Here is a 15,922-nt window from a genome sequence, read left to right as displayed (position 1 = left end):
CGGGAAGAGAGCATCAAGTTTAGTCCTTTAAGCAACGGACCGATTTCGCAGAGTTGGCATCATCTTTGTCAGCAGTACCAAAACCCATATAAAAATTGACATACATATAGTAGGCGTTATCAGTAGAAGACCCCTCATCATATGGAGTAGAACTCCAGAAAAGCGCATTGCTGCCCAAGTCCTCATACTTTTCATCGAAATAGCCTACGGGCAGAACAGTGAACCCGTAGGAGTCTGTACACCCAGCACCGCAGTCGCGCCATTCATCGACCGCCATCAATTTTTTCTTTGCAACAACATTATCGTCATAACCGCCTACGGATTCATAAAGAACCATGAATTCAGCCCTTGTAGGCACATGCCAACCCTGAGGGCAAACACCCTGCACCCTCTCAGCGGGATTGCAATCGTGAATATACCCGCATCCTATGCCGTCATCGCTATAAATAGCGGCACTGTCCATCGCTGCGCCCCATAAATACAAGCGACCATATTTTTCACAATTCAAAGCATCGTCATCGTAGCAAAAACTGGAGGAATCTCGAGTTTCGGTCGGCTGCAGGTAGGCAAAATTCAAATTCTCGGCCATCCACCACTGGTCACCGATTTTTACGGTCTTGTAGGATTGCCCATCACGTTCGTCAACCAGGGTTCCGTATTCGCAATCATCAAAGTACTCGTCTCTACAAGGTTCCGCGTAAGCCACGCTTATACTACTGCTGGAGCGAGCGCTGCTAGACCTCACGCTCGAAGAATACCTGTCCGAAGACGAGGATGATTGGGCGGAAGATGACGAAACATCCGAAGACTCCGTGTCAGAGCGCGTCAGGAAGACATCGCTTCCATCGTCTCCGCAAGCGACAAGCATTGTGCAAGCAAAAGCCCCGACTGGGGCCAGCAACTTCCACAAAGACAACCTTGAAACCGACTTCATTTTTTCTCCTCCTCTTTACAAAAAAACTACTTCTTACGGCGCAGGATGCCAGCCAACGCCACCGCGATGAGGATACCCGCGGGGAGCACGACGGCGATGGTCAACAGGATGAGCTTTTGGAAGTCGGAGAGACCCTTGATGGACTTCTTGAAATCCTTGAGTTTGGCTAGCAGGCCGGGCTTGCCGCCCGAGGTGGAGCCGTCGGATTCCTGGCCCAAGTCCTCGGAACCCGCAAAGGCTTCCATCTTCGGGAGCATCGCGAGCAACTTAGACGCCGATTCCTTAACCGGGCCTACAAAGCCGTCCAGCTTGGAGCGGTACTTTTCGTAGTGTCTCTTGAAAGGGCGCTTGAGTTGTTCGAGCATGGGGCCTCCGAATTACTTCTTATACAGCAGGTTCACGCCGCCGAAGAGGGCACGCATGTTGGCCTTGAGCGTATCGCTAGAGACGCCGCGGCCTTCGACCTCGACATCGCCCGCCTTCAGGAGCATGCGGCTAAGCCCGCGGCCCGCCCACAACTTGTCCTTCTCGGGAACGACGAGCTGGCGGTATTTGACGAGTTCTACCGGCATGCCGATTTCGCGCATGAGCATGAGGGCGGCCTCGATCGGGCCTTCTGCCGTAATGGACCTCACCAGCGGTTCACCATCCTTCTTGAAGTGGAAAATGAAGCGGTTCTCGTCGGGGATGACCTCGATGTTGTTGAACACCAGGCGGCCGTTCACGTTCACGCGCTGCTCGCGGAACACGTCCAGCACGCGCTCGGCGCTGAGTTCGCCTTCCTTTTCGCTGTAGGCCTTCAGGATCGGTTGCAGTTCGGCGGCTTCGGCGAGCGTCATCTTGTAACCGAACTTCGTGATAATCTCGTACACGGCGGTGCGGCCGCTCTGGCTCGTGAAACTCAGGGCGTCGTTCTGGTGGCGGCCGATGATGGAGTAGTCAATCGGGCGGTAGGCGCCCTTCTTCATGTCCTTCGTCTTGGAGGCGCCATCCTGGTGGATGCCGCTACGGTGCACGATGGCTTCGGCGCCAATCAGCGGGGCGCGGCTGTAAATACTGATACCCGACCACTGGGAAATCAGGATGGCCGTTTCGTAAATGCGCTCCATGTGCAGGCCCGTATTCACGCCGGAGTTGTGCAGCGCGACCGCGACTTCGTAGAAATTCGTGTTGCCGCAGCGTTCGCCCAGGCCGTTCAGTGCGACTTCCAGCTGGGTTGCTCCCACGAAGAAGCTTTCGACCGTCGCAGCCGTCGCCATGCCAAGGTCATTATGGCAGTGCACCGAAATCGTGACGTCCTTCGGGAGCGCCTCGTACACCTGCTTGATCTGGTTCACATACAGGAACGGACGGTAGCGTTCCACCGTATTCGGCAGATTGATGGTCGTCGCACCGGCTTCGACCACGGCCTTCAGCACGTCAATCACGAAATCCATGTTTTCGAGACAGTCACCGAAATGCTCGGCGCTGAACTCCACATCGCCCTTGTCGCCAACGAGCGACTTGGCAAACTTCACGCAATGAACCGCTTTCTCCTTGACCTGTTCGGGGGTCAGGTGCAGCACGTGCTCCATCGAGAGCGGGCTTGTCGCAAGGAAGGTATGGATGCGCGGGTGCGGCGCAAACTGAACCGCCTCCCAGCAACGCTGGATATCGCTTTCCACACAGCGGGCCAGGCCCGAGACAACCACGCGCTTTGCCACCTCGTCGCCTTCTTCGGCCATCTTCGCGGTGAGCTGCGCCAGTTCCTTGCACGATTCAAAATCCATCTCGCTCGAAGCCGGGAAGCCGACTTCAGCACCCTGCACGCCGAGCTTCAAGAGCTGCAGGTATACGTCCTTTTTCTGGGCGTTGTTCCAGGGCTTCGGAAGAGCCTGGTTGCCGTCACGCAGGGTGACATCGTAAAAGAAGGGTTGTCTGTTCGCCATATCGGCACTTACATTGCTCATTTTTCATCTCCTTGCCGGCTTCCATGCGCCGCAAAGTTCTTTTTCCTGTTCAAAAATAGCATTTTGCCATAAAAAAGAACCCGCTTCGTCACGGAAGCGGGCCCTTTAAGTTAATTCCTATTTAAAACGAAATAGCCTAAAACCTCGCTCCGTGGGCGATGCCAAGTAGAAGTCGAAGGTTAAGGATCTTTCTCATGCTATAGAATATACAAAGTTTTAGGCTACGTGGCAAGGGGCTGTTTCGAGACGCCCGCAATCTAGCGTTCCTCCCAGATGCCGTTCGGGAGCTTGCCGATATCGCGAAAGTCCAGTTCACCGCCGGAACGCGAAGATGAAACGTTCACGAGGCGCGCAAGCGGCTTGCCCGCACGTTCAATCACGATTTCTTCTTGCGAGAGCGAGACCTGGTTCAGCAAGTTGCCGAAGTTTTGCCTCGCCTCCATGGCGGTGACTGTCTTTGCCATACGGAACCTTACTTCTTTGCAGGTTCAGCGGCCGGAGCGGCACCTTCGGCAGGAGCGGCGGGTTCAGCCACAGGTTCAGCATTCTGCAGGGCCTTGTCCTGAATGACGAGGTCCACGCGGCGATTCTTCTGGCGACCTTCCTTCGTCTTGTTGTCGGCAATGGGCATGGTCATCCCGAGCCCCTTGGCAGTAAGGCGGCCAGCGTCAATGCCCTGTTCCACGAGGAAGTTCTTCACGTTGTCGGCACGCTGCTGCGAGAGCTTCATGTTATGCTCGGCAGAACCCGTGTTATCCGTGTTCCCCTCGATAGACACGTTGAACTGCTGGTACACGGAGAGGATTCCCGCAACCTTCGCGAGGCTCGTCTTGAGGTCGGCCTTGAGGGATGCCTTGTTCACGTCGAACAGGATGTCGGACATGGAAAGGATAATACCGCGGGCGTCCTTCGTCACCTGGATGAGCTTGGACTGGAGTTCGTTCAGCTTGTTCATGGCTTCGGCCTGGCGGGCTTCGGCCTTCGCGCGCTCCTCGGCAAGGGCCTTCTTCTCAGCTTCAAGCTGTTGCTGCAAGGCAGCCTGCTGCTTCTGGAGGTTGGCTTCGCGCTCGCTGGCGGCCTTAAGAGCCGCTTCCTTGGCGGCTGCTTCAGCCTGGAACTTTTCCTGATTCTGCTGCATTTCGGCCTGGAGGCGGGCTTCCTGGTCCTTCATCTTGGCCTTTTCAGCCTCAAGGTCGTTTACCTTACCGCTACGGGCCTGGCCAATCTGTTCCTGAATGGCTTCAATGGAGCGCGCTGTCGCTGCACGCTTTTCCCAGTTCTCGGCGGTATGGTTGCGAAGAGCCTGCGTTTCGGCCTGGACCGCAGCAATTTTCGCCGTCATGTCGCATTTGTTCGCAAGAGCCTTTACGCCATCGGATTCGGGGTCATCATTGAACGCCGCTTCCAGGTCGGCGAGAGTAGCCTTTGCGGCTGCGAGAGAATACTTTGCAGAAACGGCATTTGCGGGAACATCCTTGGACGCCGCATCGATAGACGCCTTGCACGCCTCAACGGCATTCGGTTCTGCAGCGGGGGCTTCGGCTGCAGGGGCTTCAACAGCAGGAGCTTCGGCCTTGGCTTCTTCGGCAGCAAAGCAAGCGGATGCCACCAGGGCCGTAATAACAAACAGATTCCTTGTCTTCATTACTTCGCCTCCGCCTTTTTCGTTTCCTGGTCAAGAATGTTCTGGTAGATGAGCTTGCGTTCGACATCGCCACGAAGTTCCTTCTCGACGCGTTCATCTTCCTTCTTTGCCGCATCGCGCTCGGCCGTCGCAACGGCAAGCCTGTATTCAAGGGCACTCTGTTCGGCAAGGGCGGCAGCCTGCTCGTCTTCTCCACTTGCCTGCAAGGCCTTTGCGGAATCGAGTTTCGCATTTGTCGATTCGACCTGTGCGGGATCCGCTTTCGCCTCCTCGGCAATCGCCTTATTGGCAGATGCATATTCAATCGACCGTGTCGCATTTACGCTTCCGGCACAACCAGACAGCAGGGCAACCGCCGTAACGGCTACGCCCGCTGCAAAAAATCTCAATTTCATAGAGAACTCCTTTATTTAAACCAATCACCCAACAATATAGTAAAGAACAGCGGCTCTAGACCACCGGAACCCGCAAGGGTTAACCCTGCGACGTCTCGGCAAACTTCAAATTCTCGTAATTCTTCATCGCGAGGTTCAGACGATACTCGTTCGGGAAAAGGCACACGAGGTTCCTTTCCTTGTCCATCATGCAGTCCATCGCGTATTCCTCGGCAAACTTGCCGACATCCTTCTCGGGGCCCGACACCCAGCGGATGCCGTGGGCCGGGACGCGGTCGAGCGAAACGTCGGCGCCGTATTCGCTCTGCAGGCGGAACTTGAGCACGTCGAACTGCAGCTCGCCCACCACGCCGATAACCGGAATCGCGGACTTGAGCGGTTCATACAACTGAGTTGCGCCTTCTTCGCTAAGTTCGGCAAGGCCCTTCGCCATCTGCTTCGACTTGAGCGGGTTCAACAAAGTAACGCGGGCAAAGTGTTCCGGAGCGAAGTCAGGAATGCCCGTGAAGTTCATCTTTTCGCCGTCCGTGAGCGTGTCGCCGATGCGGAACAGTCCCGGGTCGTTGATACCCACGATATCGCCCGCCCAGGCGTGGTCGATGACTTCCTTGTCCTTCGCGAGGAACGCCGTCGGGGCGGCCAGGCGGATTTCGCGGCCCGTGCGCACATGGAAAACCTTCTCCCCGCGGGTAAAGCTTCCCGAACAAATTCGCAGGAAGGCCGTACGGTCGCGGTGCTTGGGGTCCATGTTGGCCTGAATCTTGAACACAAATGCGCTGAAGGCATCCTCGTCGGGGCTCACCGGGCGCTTGTCGGTCTCGCGCACCATCGGGGGCGGCGCAAGCTTTGCGAAAGCGTTCAAAAGCTGACGCACACCGAAGTTGTTCACCGCAGAACCGAAGAACACGGGGCACATCTCGCCCTTCAGGAACTTCTCGTGGTCGAACGGATCCATACCGCCCGTGACCATCTCGTATTCTTCCTTGAACTGGTTCACCCAGTTCTCGCCGCACATTTCCACGAGGCGCGGATCGTCCGGGCCTTCCATCTGGATGATTTCCTGGTGGCCTTCTTCCTTGTTGAAGGTATGGAACGTATTCTCGGCAATGGAATACACGCCCTTGAAAAGCTTGCCCACGCCAATCGGGAGCGTAAACGGGGCCGTCTTGATGTGCAAGACATTTTCAATCTGGTCGAGCAGGTCGAGCACATGGCGACCGTCGAGGTCCATCTTGTTGATGAACGTGATAATCGGGGTGTGGCGCATGCGACACACGTCCATGAGCTTGATGGTCTGCTTTTCCACGCCGTTCACGCTATCGATAAGCACGAGGGCCGCATCCACAGCGGTCAGGGCGCGGTAGGTGTCTTCACAGAAGTCCTGGTGCCCCGGGGTATCGACGAGGTTGAACATGCAACCTTCGAACGGGAAATTCAAAACGGAACTCGAGACCGAAATACCGCGCTGCTGTTCGATCTTCATCCAGTCACTCACGGTGTAGCTGCGGTTGGCCTTCGCGCGAACGTGGCCCGCCTCGCGAATCACGTTCCCGTACCACAGGAACTTCTCGGTGATGGTGGTCTTACCCGCGTCCGGGTGGCTGACAATGGCGAAGGTGCGGCGTTTCTCAATTTCTGCGTTCATGGTTCAAAAGCCCGTTATTGTAATCAGGCGACAAATATAGTTTTTTTCGCGGCCATCCATATCAAAAACAAAATAGCTTTTGCCGCGACTCTCGCCTTTTAGTATATTTATGACACTATGCAGATTACAAAAGCTTCTCAACTTACTGGTGTTTTCCCCGCGTTGTTCACCCCGCTGATGGACGACGATCCCAAGTGTCTCCGCAACTCCGTCGACTACAAGAAGATGGAAAAGATGATTGACGACCTTATCGCTTCCGGCGTTTCCGGCATTCTCCCTGTGGGTACCACGGGTCAGAGTGCGACAGTCACCCACAAGCAGCACCTCGACATCATCAAGTTCACGCTCGACTACGTGGACGGCCGTGTTCCCGTGATCGCAGGCGCAGGCAGCAACTGCACCCGCGAATCCGTCGAGATGATCGAAGAAGTGTTGAAGATTGCGGAAGTCCCGGTCCTCTGCGTCACGGGTTACTACAACAACCCCTCGCAGGAAGGCATCGAGAAGCACTTCAAGACGCTGAGCTCCGAAACGGGCGCGAAGATTATCATCTACAACGTGCCGGGCCGTACCGCCAGCTACGTCCACCCCGACACCCTCATCGCCCTTTCCGAAGACAAGAACATCATCGGACTCAAGCAGGCGGTCGATTTCCGCATTGGCGAAAAGTTCCATGAAGACACGAAGCGCGTGATTAACGAGACGAAGAACAACGACTTCGCAGTGCTCAGCGGTGAAGACGGATTCTTCATCGACATGCTCGAAATGGGCGGCACGGGCCTCGTGAGCGCAACGGCGAACATCCCCGAAGCGGCAAAGATTTTCGTAGACCTGTACAAGGCCTTCCAGAAGGGCGAGTTCCAGAAGTGCGACGACCTGCAGGACGCCGCCCGCGACTACGTGGAAGCGACCTTCTGCCGCAAGAACCCGATTCCGCTAGGAACGATGTTCAACAGCCCGCTCTTCCAGCCGATGACCAGCGTGAAGGATACCGCCCGCGGTGACGAAGCCGTGGCCCGCATCATGAAGCTCATCAACGAAAAGGCCGAAAGCCTGAAGAAGTATCACGTATAGGAGGCCCCATGGCTAAGATTCAGAAATCCATTACTGACGAAATCTGCGACTACCTCAAGAAGCAGAAGCTCTCCCCCATTCCCGTCCAGACCCTGAACGAGGAAGCGGAAACGACCCGCTACTTCGGCGGCGACCTCAAGGAATTCATCGCAGCCGCAAAACTGCTTGGCGCCAAGGGCGTGTTCGTTGAAGAACTCTACCTCGAAGACGACGAGTTCTACTACGACAGCGGCATGGACGACGACGAATACATGGCACTCTACGGCAACGAGAACGTGGAATGCCAGTGCGGCGAAAACTGCAAGTGCGGCAAGGGCAAAAAGAAGGCCAAGGACGACGACAGCGATGTCGATGCTGTGTACTTTGAACCCGAGGACCTCGACGGTCTTGACCTCACGCTGTTGAAGCCGCAGATGGCCAAGTTCCTCGACCGCATCGGCGAAGCCTGCGGCGCACGCCTCACGGTTCCGGGCGTCGACCACCTCGAAGTGGAAATCTTCGCCGACTGGTACGACGAATTCGCCGAACTCGTGGACGAGGCTTCCGAAGCTATCGAAATCGACCCGACCGACGCTCTCCGTCAGGCTCAGGCCGTTTACGAAGCCGGCGAAAAGGCAGCCAAGGCCAAGGGCACAAAGAAGATTGCCGCGCACCCGCCCAAGAAGAACAAGAAGTAAGCGGCCGCTTCAAGGCAAATATTTACACCCTCGCCCTCGCGAGGGTGTTTTTTATTGCAGCAATAACCATCGCAACAGCAAACGAAAAGGCCCCGCCGAAGCGGGGCCGAATTCCTGAATCGTCAGCCGATTACTTGAACCAGGGGTTCATGTAGAACTGGATCTGCCAGGACTTGGCGGAGCTTTCTTCGTAACCAGCGTTAATGAACATGTCATCAAGCTTGATGTAAGGCAGGAAGTCGATGATGACGCGGACGCCAACATCGGTATAGAACTTGCCGATATCGATCGTGGTACCGCCACCGATGACAATCGAAGCCACGAAGGACTGGGCATCGAAGTAATTGTAGATCCACTTGTCACCCATCATCTCTTCCGTCATGCCAGTCACTTCCGTGCCGTCTTCGTCGGAGAAGCTGATGCTCGTGCCGAGGTTGAGTTCCAACTGCAGACCGGCTTCGGCATAGATGGTCGGGGTGAAATTGTAGCGGGCAAGCACCGGGACCTGGAGACCAAAGACAAAGGCATCCACAGTCACGTCGCTGTAGTAGGAGCCATAATATCCGTAATCGTCATAGCCAGAGATGCGGAACTGACCGAGGTTGGCCATGTAGAAGCGAATGTCGATGTTCGCTTCGGCAATCAAGCTGAGGTTGTTGTTGAAGTGGTAGTTCAAAGATCCACCGAACTCCATAGCGCCACCGAAGAGGTCTCCACCGTAGTCATCGCAGGAGCCCGGAATATTGGGAATGCAAACTTCCGTGCTGAAGAAGCCGCTAAAACCGACACCGACATTCCAGCCGAGGTTGTAGGGCTTATCGAAAACGGAGCCGCCTTCGCCTTCGGTGCGGCTGGTCTTCTTGCTCTCGTCGTCCATGCTCTTGTATTCGACGTCAGAACCGGAATTGTCGGAGGTCGATTCGTCGCTGCTACCCATGTCAGTATAGCCGTCTTCAGACGCCGGTGCGGATTCAGAAGAACCGTAGTCCTCGCCGTAGTCATAGTCATCCTGAGCAAATGCCGTCGCGCTAACAAGGCTTGCGGCAGCAAGGAACAGGAACATCTTCTTCATAATGATCTCTCCTTAAAGGGGGGGTATTGTTGTTGAATGTAAAATTTAGAAAAAGGTTGTTCGGAACCAATGTTACTTTTTGAATTCTTTCGTAAATTTCGCAATCTCGTTCACGGACTTGCGCGCGAAGTCGATTGTCATCTGGTCGTTCATCTCGCTGCAAGCGCGGAGCGTAATCGTCGTATGCTTGCACACCGGCTTGTACGCTTCAGGCGCACCCGTGCAACCGGCAACGATTCCCGACGAGAGCACGCCCACGCGAATGTCTGACTTTTTCTTGATTTCACCCGTCGCGAAATCGAGAATCTGGATAAAGCCGGAGGTCGAAGCCTTCTTGGTCAGGGAGTCGATAACGATGTGCGCATAGACCGTCTTGTAGTCGGGCACGTTGTAGCAACGGCGCTTGCCGCTCTTCAGAGTTTCACATTCCTGGTGGCTGCCATACTGGACGCGCGCGGTGTTTTCTTTCTCTTCGCGGTCGCGTTCCACGTCGCGTTCATCATCGGAACAGACGTGTTTCTCAATGGAACCCGCGATGAGGTATTCGGCACTGCGGAGCTTGCCCATCATCTCCTCGCCTTCGCTATCCTGGAAATCTGCCGAAGAACTCAGGTTCTGTTCGTCGAGCAGGCGATCGAGGTCGGCTCGCGTGAGGAACAGCAGGAACTCGGAAGCTTCCTTGTTCTTCTGGAGTTCCGAAATAAGGGCTGCGTCCATGCGGCCGCTGTAGTCGTTCTTGAACGGGTCCACGACCACACGTACGGTTCCGCGCTTCTTGCATTCCGCATAGAGCCTCTTGGAATCCTCGTAATCATCGTGGTAGGTAAACGCCTTGCGGAAATGGATGGCGGCCTGCTGCTGGTCGGACTTGTTACGGCCGTTCATCTTTTCGAGACCCGCAGCATAGTGCGAAGCAGCGGCACTATCCTTTGCAACCTTAAGATCCCTCGGGTTGAAGTCCACGCTCAACTTGATTTTCTCGTTGCGGCGGGCAATCAGCTTGATCTGCTTTGCGTATTCCGCCTTCTGCTCTTCCATGTGAACAATCTTGTCCCAGCGCTTCGGGTTCGGGTCATCGCGCTTCTTGAACATCGCAATCGTGTCGTTCTTCGCAGAAACCACATCGTCAAACGTCTTGTTGAGGAAGTCAATAGCAGGCTGATAGTCGGGCTTGATTTTCAAGGACTTGAGAGCCTCTTCGATAGCCTTGTCGTCCTTGCCATCATTATACGCCTTCTGGGCACGGTTGAAAGCATCTACGTGCGGACCTGTCGCGGCGCAAGATATGAGAGCAAATGTGGCTGCAGAGAGCAGGGCTAGCCATGTCTTTTTCATTCTGAGGATACTCCGTTATTTTAGGAATTCAAATACAATCTTGCCTTCGTCGTCGTTCGGACCCTCGAAGGACTTTTCGTCGAAGCCGGGCTTGTCGCCAATCGCTTCAAGAATCGCCATGCCGAGGTCGCTCTTGGAGCCCCTGAACGTCACGGCGTAGGTCACGATATCCTTTTGAGGCTGCGTCTGCGAGTTGAGCGTCGCGATACCCTTGAGAGCCTTTTCAAACGGCATCCTCTGGCTGCGGGCCGACTTCATGTTGCGAAGTTCGACCGTGTACTGCGAGCCATTGTCCGCGGCACTAATCCAGGCCTCCAGGACCTGTTCGGAAAGAGTGCGGGCAGCGACGACTGCCGCCTTGTTGATGCCGCCGTTACGGGCAACTTCCATGGTAGATGCGACCGTGTGCACCGCATTGGAGAACGTGGCCACGATTTCACCGGAATTCACATTGACCACTTCGACGCCAATCTGGAGCGATGCCTTGATCTTGTTGCCCGATGCGCGCTGGTAGCTGATGACCGCCACTTCGCCACGGGCCACGAAATTCACACCTTCCTTCTCGGCAAGCTTGCGAACGGCGGCTCGGTCCGAAGGATCCACCCCCGTCTTGGCAAGCGAGGGCGCAAGCGCGATGTTGCGAGCGAGATCGGAAGCCTTCACGTTGAACTGCTGCTTCACGAACTGCTGCTGGAACTTGTCGACAATCTGAGCATCAGGAATCTTCTTCCAGATATCTTCGGTAAAGACTCCAATCGTGACATCGGTCTGGGTACGATTGTTCGTCTCGATATCGGTCCTGGAGCCGTCGAATCCCTCCTCGGAAGCTTCCTCGCGGGAGCCCTGGACCTTGGTATCCTGGGTTGTCGTCTTGGAAATGGCGATTCCCTTCTTTTCCCACGTGGTGAGAACGAACGCAATGGAAGGACGATTCTTCTGGACCTGGCCGTATCCGCCGCCCGTGAGATCGTAGGCAAAGCCTGCAACAGCGAAAACGAGCGTCACCAGCAACGCCAGGAAACAAGTCGATATTTTTTTCATACACGCCTCTTTCGAAAAGGGTATAAAGCTATTCTGAATTTAAGTTTTTTTTTACTTGCCGTCAATAGCTAATCATTGAAAATAAAAGGCATCCCCCATAATCTTAAAAATCCCCGCCCGAAGGCAGGGATTTTCAAAAGAAAGAGGGAGTATGCTATAAACTAGCGGTTCACCACACGGACCTTCTGGACGCCCATGGCGCCCTTCACCATGTAGATGCCGGACTTCTGGAACTTTGCAGCGACGGCATCCTTGAGCGACGTGCCCGCAGAGAGTTCCACCTTGCCCATGAACTTGCCCTGCATGTCAAAGACACTGACCGTCTGCGCATAGTCCATGCGGAGCTGCTGGGCAATAACAGTCGTCGTATCGTCTCCCGGACCGTTTTCGGAACCCGGTTTAGCAGTGGTGAAGACCAGCTTGACGTCACTAAACTTGACCGAACCTGTAGCTTGTCCCAAGTTGAAGGCAAACTGAGCGGCATCATCAGAAGCTTCTTCCATAGTAAAGATGAATGAGTATTCCTTTTCCGTAGTGGTGATGTCAAATTCCTTAGTGGCGTATGCACCCCAGGGGTCTACGGATTGCTGGAAAGTAGCTTCAATCTTGCGATCTACATCAGCGCTAGCCTTAAAGGACAGCTTGTACGTCATGTCCTTATCAAGAGCCAGATTGTACTGAACAAGCTGCGGCTGGTAAGGTTCTGAACCAATAGTGGTAACGTTAACCGTAGCCGTGCCACCAGAAACAGAAGTCTTAGCAGCAGAGTTACCCCAGTTTGAACCCTGACCCAGGAACCAAGATGCATCTTGGTTTGTAGAAATCACGCTGCTGCTCGGGAAATCACCATCCTTAAGAAGGTTCACTGTGGTTTCGCCGACCAATTCAAACTTGGCGACCACATCCTTTTCCTTGTCCATGGTTACAGAAATGGTTTCGGTAGAGCCGGTAACAGCACCTTCCCAACCCACAAATTTCCAGCCTTCGTTGGCTTTGGCGGTGAGCTGAACAGTTGTCTTGGGAGCATAATAGTTAGCGTTCGGGCTCTTTGTCACAGTACCTGCAGCAGCCGGAGATGCAGTTACATTGAGGGCAAGTTCATCGGCACTGCCACCGATTTTCAGCAGGTTCTTCTTAACGGTAGCATGACCTTTTGCAGTGCCCGTATTTCCAGTGTAGGATTCAATTTTCATGGAAGCAACTTCATACAGTCTACCCATCTTCATACCCACTTTAGCCCATTCGCTGAAGTGCTTGGAAATAGAAATGGTGCCCTTGGTGCGATGCTGGCTCGTATTCGACGGGATGGACCAATACTGCTTAAAGGTGCTGGTACCCGAAAGAGAAGGTTGCTGAATACGGTCGGTCGTATAGAAATCGTAGCTAATACCATCGATAACTGCAGAACCGAACTTTTTACCGCCCTGGGTAGGATTGTAGCTTCCGCGATCCTGGACAATGTAGTATTCAATTTCGTTGCTGAAACCACTGGGAATGTCCTGCTGGTCGTAATAGCCCCAGCCATAGACACTGACATACTTCACGTTGTCGGTGGAGCTCCATTCCACTTCAAATTCGGAGGTAATATTACCCACATTCTGTACGGTAACAGTGGAGTTAGACCCCCAACGCTTTCCGGAACGGGCCAACATGTTGATAGTACCACTCCATTCAACGGAGAATGCACCACCATTTTCGGTGCTCGGGTTAAGCGTCATAGTTGCGTTGCCGGCACCATTCTGGCTCCAGAGTTCGTAATCATAGCCAGCGCCGCTACCCATTTTCTGGGATTGGCCATTAGAGCAGTTAAGGGTGGTCTGCCCCCAAGAAATGGATGACGAAATTGCGGCTATGGCAATCCCCATCTTTGCAATTTTTGCAATACTCCTATTCATTTTCTAACTCCTGAATGTTTAGGTTTCTGCCCTAAAGATATATCGGAACACTCCAAACTGGAATACAACCAACAAAAAGGCGTTGTTGCAAAAAACAACGCGCAACGTGCAAAAAATTGCCGTTTTTAGCGAAAATTCCCCACTTTCGCAGGGAATCTCGTTCAGGAGTATCTGAAGATTAAGCGTTTTTTACGGAGTCACCTTCACGCGGAGGAAGGTCTTGCCCTGCTTCACGAGGTAGATGCCCGTATTCTTGAACTTCGCCTTGATGGCAGAAGCAACCGTAGAACCGGCCGGCACGTCGATTGCGCCAAGAGAGCGGCCCTGCATGTCGAACACCATGAACTGGCCATCCATAGTCGCGAGAGCCTGGGTCATGAACGGGATAGCATCCGTAGAGCTACTGCTGCGGCCCCAGTTCCACCCGCCACGGCTAGAACTGGATTTTGCGCTACCGCTGGAGCTGGACTTGGCCACGTTGGAGCTAGATTCCGGTTCCGGCTGCGGGAGCGGATGCTTGGCGTCGGTCATCTTGAAGTAGGTCACGTCGAACGAACCCGTTCCACCACCCGCTTCTACGAGTACCTTGGCTTCGTACATCTTGCCCATCTTCATGCCGAGGGATTCCCACTTCTTGAAGTGAGCCGTAATGTCGATATGGCCACACTGACGGGCACTCTTACGCACGCTGAAGTACTGCGGGAAGGTCTGGTCGCCCTTGATAGAGGGGGCGTTGTAGCGGGTATTCTGGTAAATTTCGTAGGTATCGCCGTCAACCGTGAATTCACCCTTTCTCTGGCCGAGGAGGTTTGCGCCCGGCTTGTTGAACCAGTCGTCCACGATGTAGTATTCTACGAGCGGGTCAACTGTCCAGCCGTAGATACCGATGTAGTTGTAACCGCCTGCGCTGCCCTGGTGGCTCCACTTGTAGTAAGCATCGATGGGACCAACTTGTTCATAAGTCTGCTTTTCATCATACTTGAAGCCTACGCGGGCAAGGAAATCGTTTGTGCCGCTCCATTTGGCGGTGTAGGTTCCGTTGTCGTAATAGGTCATGGAGTTGTTGCCACCCTGGTACCAGATTTCGTAATGGTAACCAGTGGAGCCGATATTGCCCGTAGAGCTTGAGTTATTGCGGCCATTGTCCGTCTTGCTCTGGCCTTCATGGCCCATAGCGTCCTTGCAGGCGTCGATGGTGCCCGAAACTGCAGTCCCACCCTTAGAAGAGCTAGACTTTGCCACGGAGGAACTAGACTTCGACGAGGCGCTAGAAGTCGGCGACGGCGTAGCATTGTCGACCATATTAAAGTATGTGTAGTCCACGGAACCCGTAGCATTGCCACCCGCTTCGGTCATGAGCATCACTTCGGTCACGTTACCGAACTTGAGCGAAGCAGATCCACCGCCCTTCGAACCGCGAAGCTGCTTCTGCTGGCCGGTGAAGAGTTCATCCCACTTCTTGAAGTGGGCAGAAATGTCGATATGGCCACACTGACGCGGAGTCTCGCGAATGCTGAAGAACTGCACGAACGTAGAAGTGCCCGACTTGGAGGGTTCCTGCTGGCGGAGGAACGCGTGGATGGAGTACTTGGCGCCATCCACCGTGATTTCGCCGAACTTTTCACCCACATACTGTTCGCTCGGCTTACTGAACCAGTCGTCCACGATGTAGTATTCCGTTTCCGGGTTCTTGGTCCAGCCGTAAACGCCGATGTAACCGTACTGGGCGTTACCGCTCTTGGTGTACTTGTAGTCGACCGCAAAGTTCTTTGTTTTGTGGCTGATGCCGTTGCCGTTGTACTGGTAGCCCACGCGAGTCAGGTAGTCGCTAGAACCACTCCAGTTGGCCTTGAACGTACCATTGCTGTAGTAGGTCATCGAGGCGTTGCCACCCTGATACCACTGTTCAAAGCCCCAAGGGGTCCCATTGATAGAACCCACCCTGTTGCCGCTCACTTGTGAGCCGTTTCCTGTATGACCCATGTTGTCGTTGCAGGCATCAGCAGCGAAAGCCGATACCGCTAACCCCAGCGTCATGGCAAGGCCGATACCGGCCAAAGAACATTTCTTCATAATTACTCCTATAAAGAATCGACGCGATCCCTTATCTGTAATTTATATTGAAAACGTTCTTTTCTTTTACACAAGATATACAAAGCGTTGTTGTAAATTTCAACGCCGAATTTGTCAAAATTCGGGCAGTTTTTGTAAACTTATTTCACGACAAAAGGCGCCCGGAGGCGCCTTTGTTAATATATGT

Annotated in this window: 14 protein-coding genes; 2 read left to right on the top strand and 12 right to left on the bottom strand. The window is 54.2% G+C overall.

Features of this window, described 5'->3' with window-relative positions; all coding sequences use genetic code 11:
• Positions 1 to 19: 19 nt before the first annotated feature.
• From B4B27_RS13400 to B4B27_RS13370, 7 genes are all read right to left on the bottom strand, one after another.
• Entirely contained in the window at positions 20 to 934 is a 915-nt protein-coding gene (locus tag B4B27_RS13400) for a fibrobacter succinogenes major paralogous domain-containing protein (protein ID WP_290727140.1), read from the bottom strand.
• Positions 935 to 960: 26 nt separating this feature from the next.
• Positions 961 to 1,299, bottom strand: coding sequence for a hypothetical protein (locus B4B27_RS13395; protein ID WP_072811330.1), 339 nt, complete (start codon positions 1,297 to 1,299; stop codon positions 961 to 963).
• Between the two features lie 12 nt (positions 1,300 to 1,311).
• Positions 1,312 to 2,883: a 2-isopropylmalate synthase LeuA2 gene (gene leuA2 / locus B4B27_RS13390; protein WP_290727139.1), complete on the bottom strand. Its 1,572-nt coding sequence runs from the start codon at positions 2,881 to 2,883 to the stop codon at positions 1,312 to 1,314.
• A gap of 257 nt (positions 2,884 to 3,140) precedes the next feature.
• Complete coding sequence (locus tag B4B27_RS13385) at positions 3,141 to 3,347, bottom strand: type II toxin-antitoxin system Phd/YefM family antitoxin (RefSeq protein WP_290727138.1); 207 nt, start codon at positions 3,345 to 3,347, stop codon at positions 3,141 to 3,143.
• Positions 3,348 to 3,355: 8 nt separating this feature from the next.
• A complete protein-coding gene (locus B4B27_RS13380; protein WP_290727137.1) occupies positions 3,356 to 4,528 on the bottom strand; it encodes an OmpA family protein in 1,173 nt (390 codons plus the stop codon).
• Positions 4,528 to 4,923: a hypothetical protein gene (locus B4B27_RS13375; RefSeq protein WP_173381495.1), complete on the bottom strand. Its 396-nt coding sequence runs from the start codon at positions 4,921 to 4,923 to the stop codon at positions 4,528 to 4,530. The genes B4B27_RS13380 and B4B27_RS13375 overlap by 1 nt, the downstream gene beginning before the upstream one ends.
• A gap of 79 nt (positions 4,924 to 5,002) precedes the next feature.
• Complete coding sequence (locus tag B4B27_RS13370; protein ID WP_173381494.1) at positions 5,003 to 6,568, bottom strand: peptide chain release factor 3; 1,566 nt, start codon at positions 6,566 to 6,568, stop codon at positions 5,003 to 5,005.
• 117 nt (positions 6,569 to 6,685) lie between these two features.
• Here B4B27_RS13370 and dapA point away from each other — a divergent pair, with 117 nt between their 5' ends.
• Positions 6,686 to 7,642 (top strand): 4-hydroxy-tetrahydrodipicolinate synthase, encoded by a 957-nt coding sequence (dapA, locus tag B4B27_RS13365; protein ID WP_073114919.1) that lies wholly within the window; start codon positions 6,686 to 6,688, stop codon positions 7,640 to 7,642.
• Between the two features lie 8 nt (positions 7,643 to 7,650).
• Positions 7,651 to 8,319 carry a hypothetical protein gene (locus tag B4B27_RS13360; protein WP_290727136.1) on the top strand — a complete coding sequence of 223 codons (669 nt, stop codon included), beginning with the start codon at positions 7,651 to 7,653 and terminating at the stop codon, positions 8,317 to 8,319.
• Between the two features lie 130 nt (positions 8,320 to 8,449).
• Here the strand turns inward: B4B27_RS13360 and B4B27_RS13355 are convergent, their stop codons facing one another.
• The 5 genes from B4B27_RS13355 to B4B27_RS13335 all read right to left on the bottom strand — a co-directional run bounded on the left by B4B27_RS13355 (position 8,450) and on the right by B4B27_RS13335 (position 15,735).
• Entirely contained in the window at positions 8,450 to 9,391 is a 942-nt protein-coding gene (locus B4B27_RS13355; RefSeq protein ID WP_290727135.1) for an outer membrane beta-barrel protein, read from the bottom strand.
• 72 nt (positions 9,392 to 9,463) lie between these two features.
• A complete protein-coding gene (locus B4B27_RS13350; RefSeq protein WP_173381491.1) occupies positions 9,464 to 10,726 on the bottom strand; it encodes a CsgG/HfaB family protein in 1,263 nt (420 codons plus the stop codon).
• Positions 10,727 to 10,741: 15 nt separating this feature from the next.
• Complete coding sequence (locus B4B27_RS13345) at positions 10,742 to 11,767, bottom strand: hypothetical protein (protein ID WP_173381490.1); 1,026 nt, start codon at positions 11,765 to 11,767, stop codon at positions 10,742 to 10,744.
• Between the two features lie 161 nt (positions 11,768 to 11,928).
• On the bottom strand, positions 11,929 to 13,548 hold the full coding sequence (locus tag B4B27_RS13340) for a glycoside hydrolase family 11 protein (RefSeq protein WP_290727328.1): 1,620 nt from the start codon (positions 13,546 to 13,548) through the stop codon (positions 11,929 to 11,931).
• Between the two features lie 303 nt (positions 13,549 to 13,851).
• Positions 13,852 to 15,735, bottom strand: coding sequence for a glycoside hydrolase family 11 protein (locus B4B27_RS13335; protein WP_290727134.1), 1,884 nt, complete (start codon positions 15,733 to 15,735; stop codon positions 13,852 to 13,854).
• Between the last annotated feature and the right edge of the window lie 187 nt (positions 15,736 to 15,922).

Origin of the sequence: Fibrobacter sp. UBA2449 (assembly GCF_002342555.1) — a bacterium.
Lineage (GTDB): Bacteria > Fibrobacterota > Fibrobacteria > Fibrobacterales > Fibrobacteraceae > Fibrobacter.
Note: the sequence above shows the minus strand (reverse complement) of the source record. Positions and strands in the feature narration are given on the sequence as shown.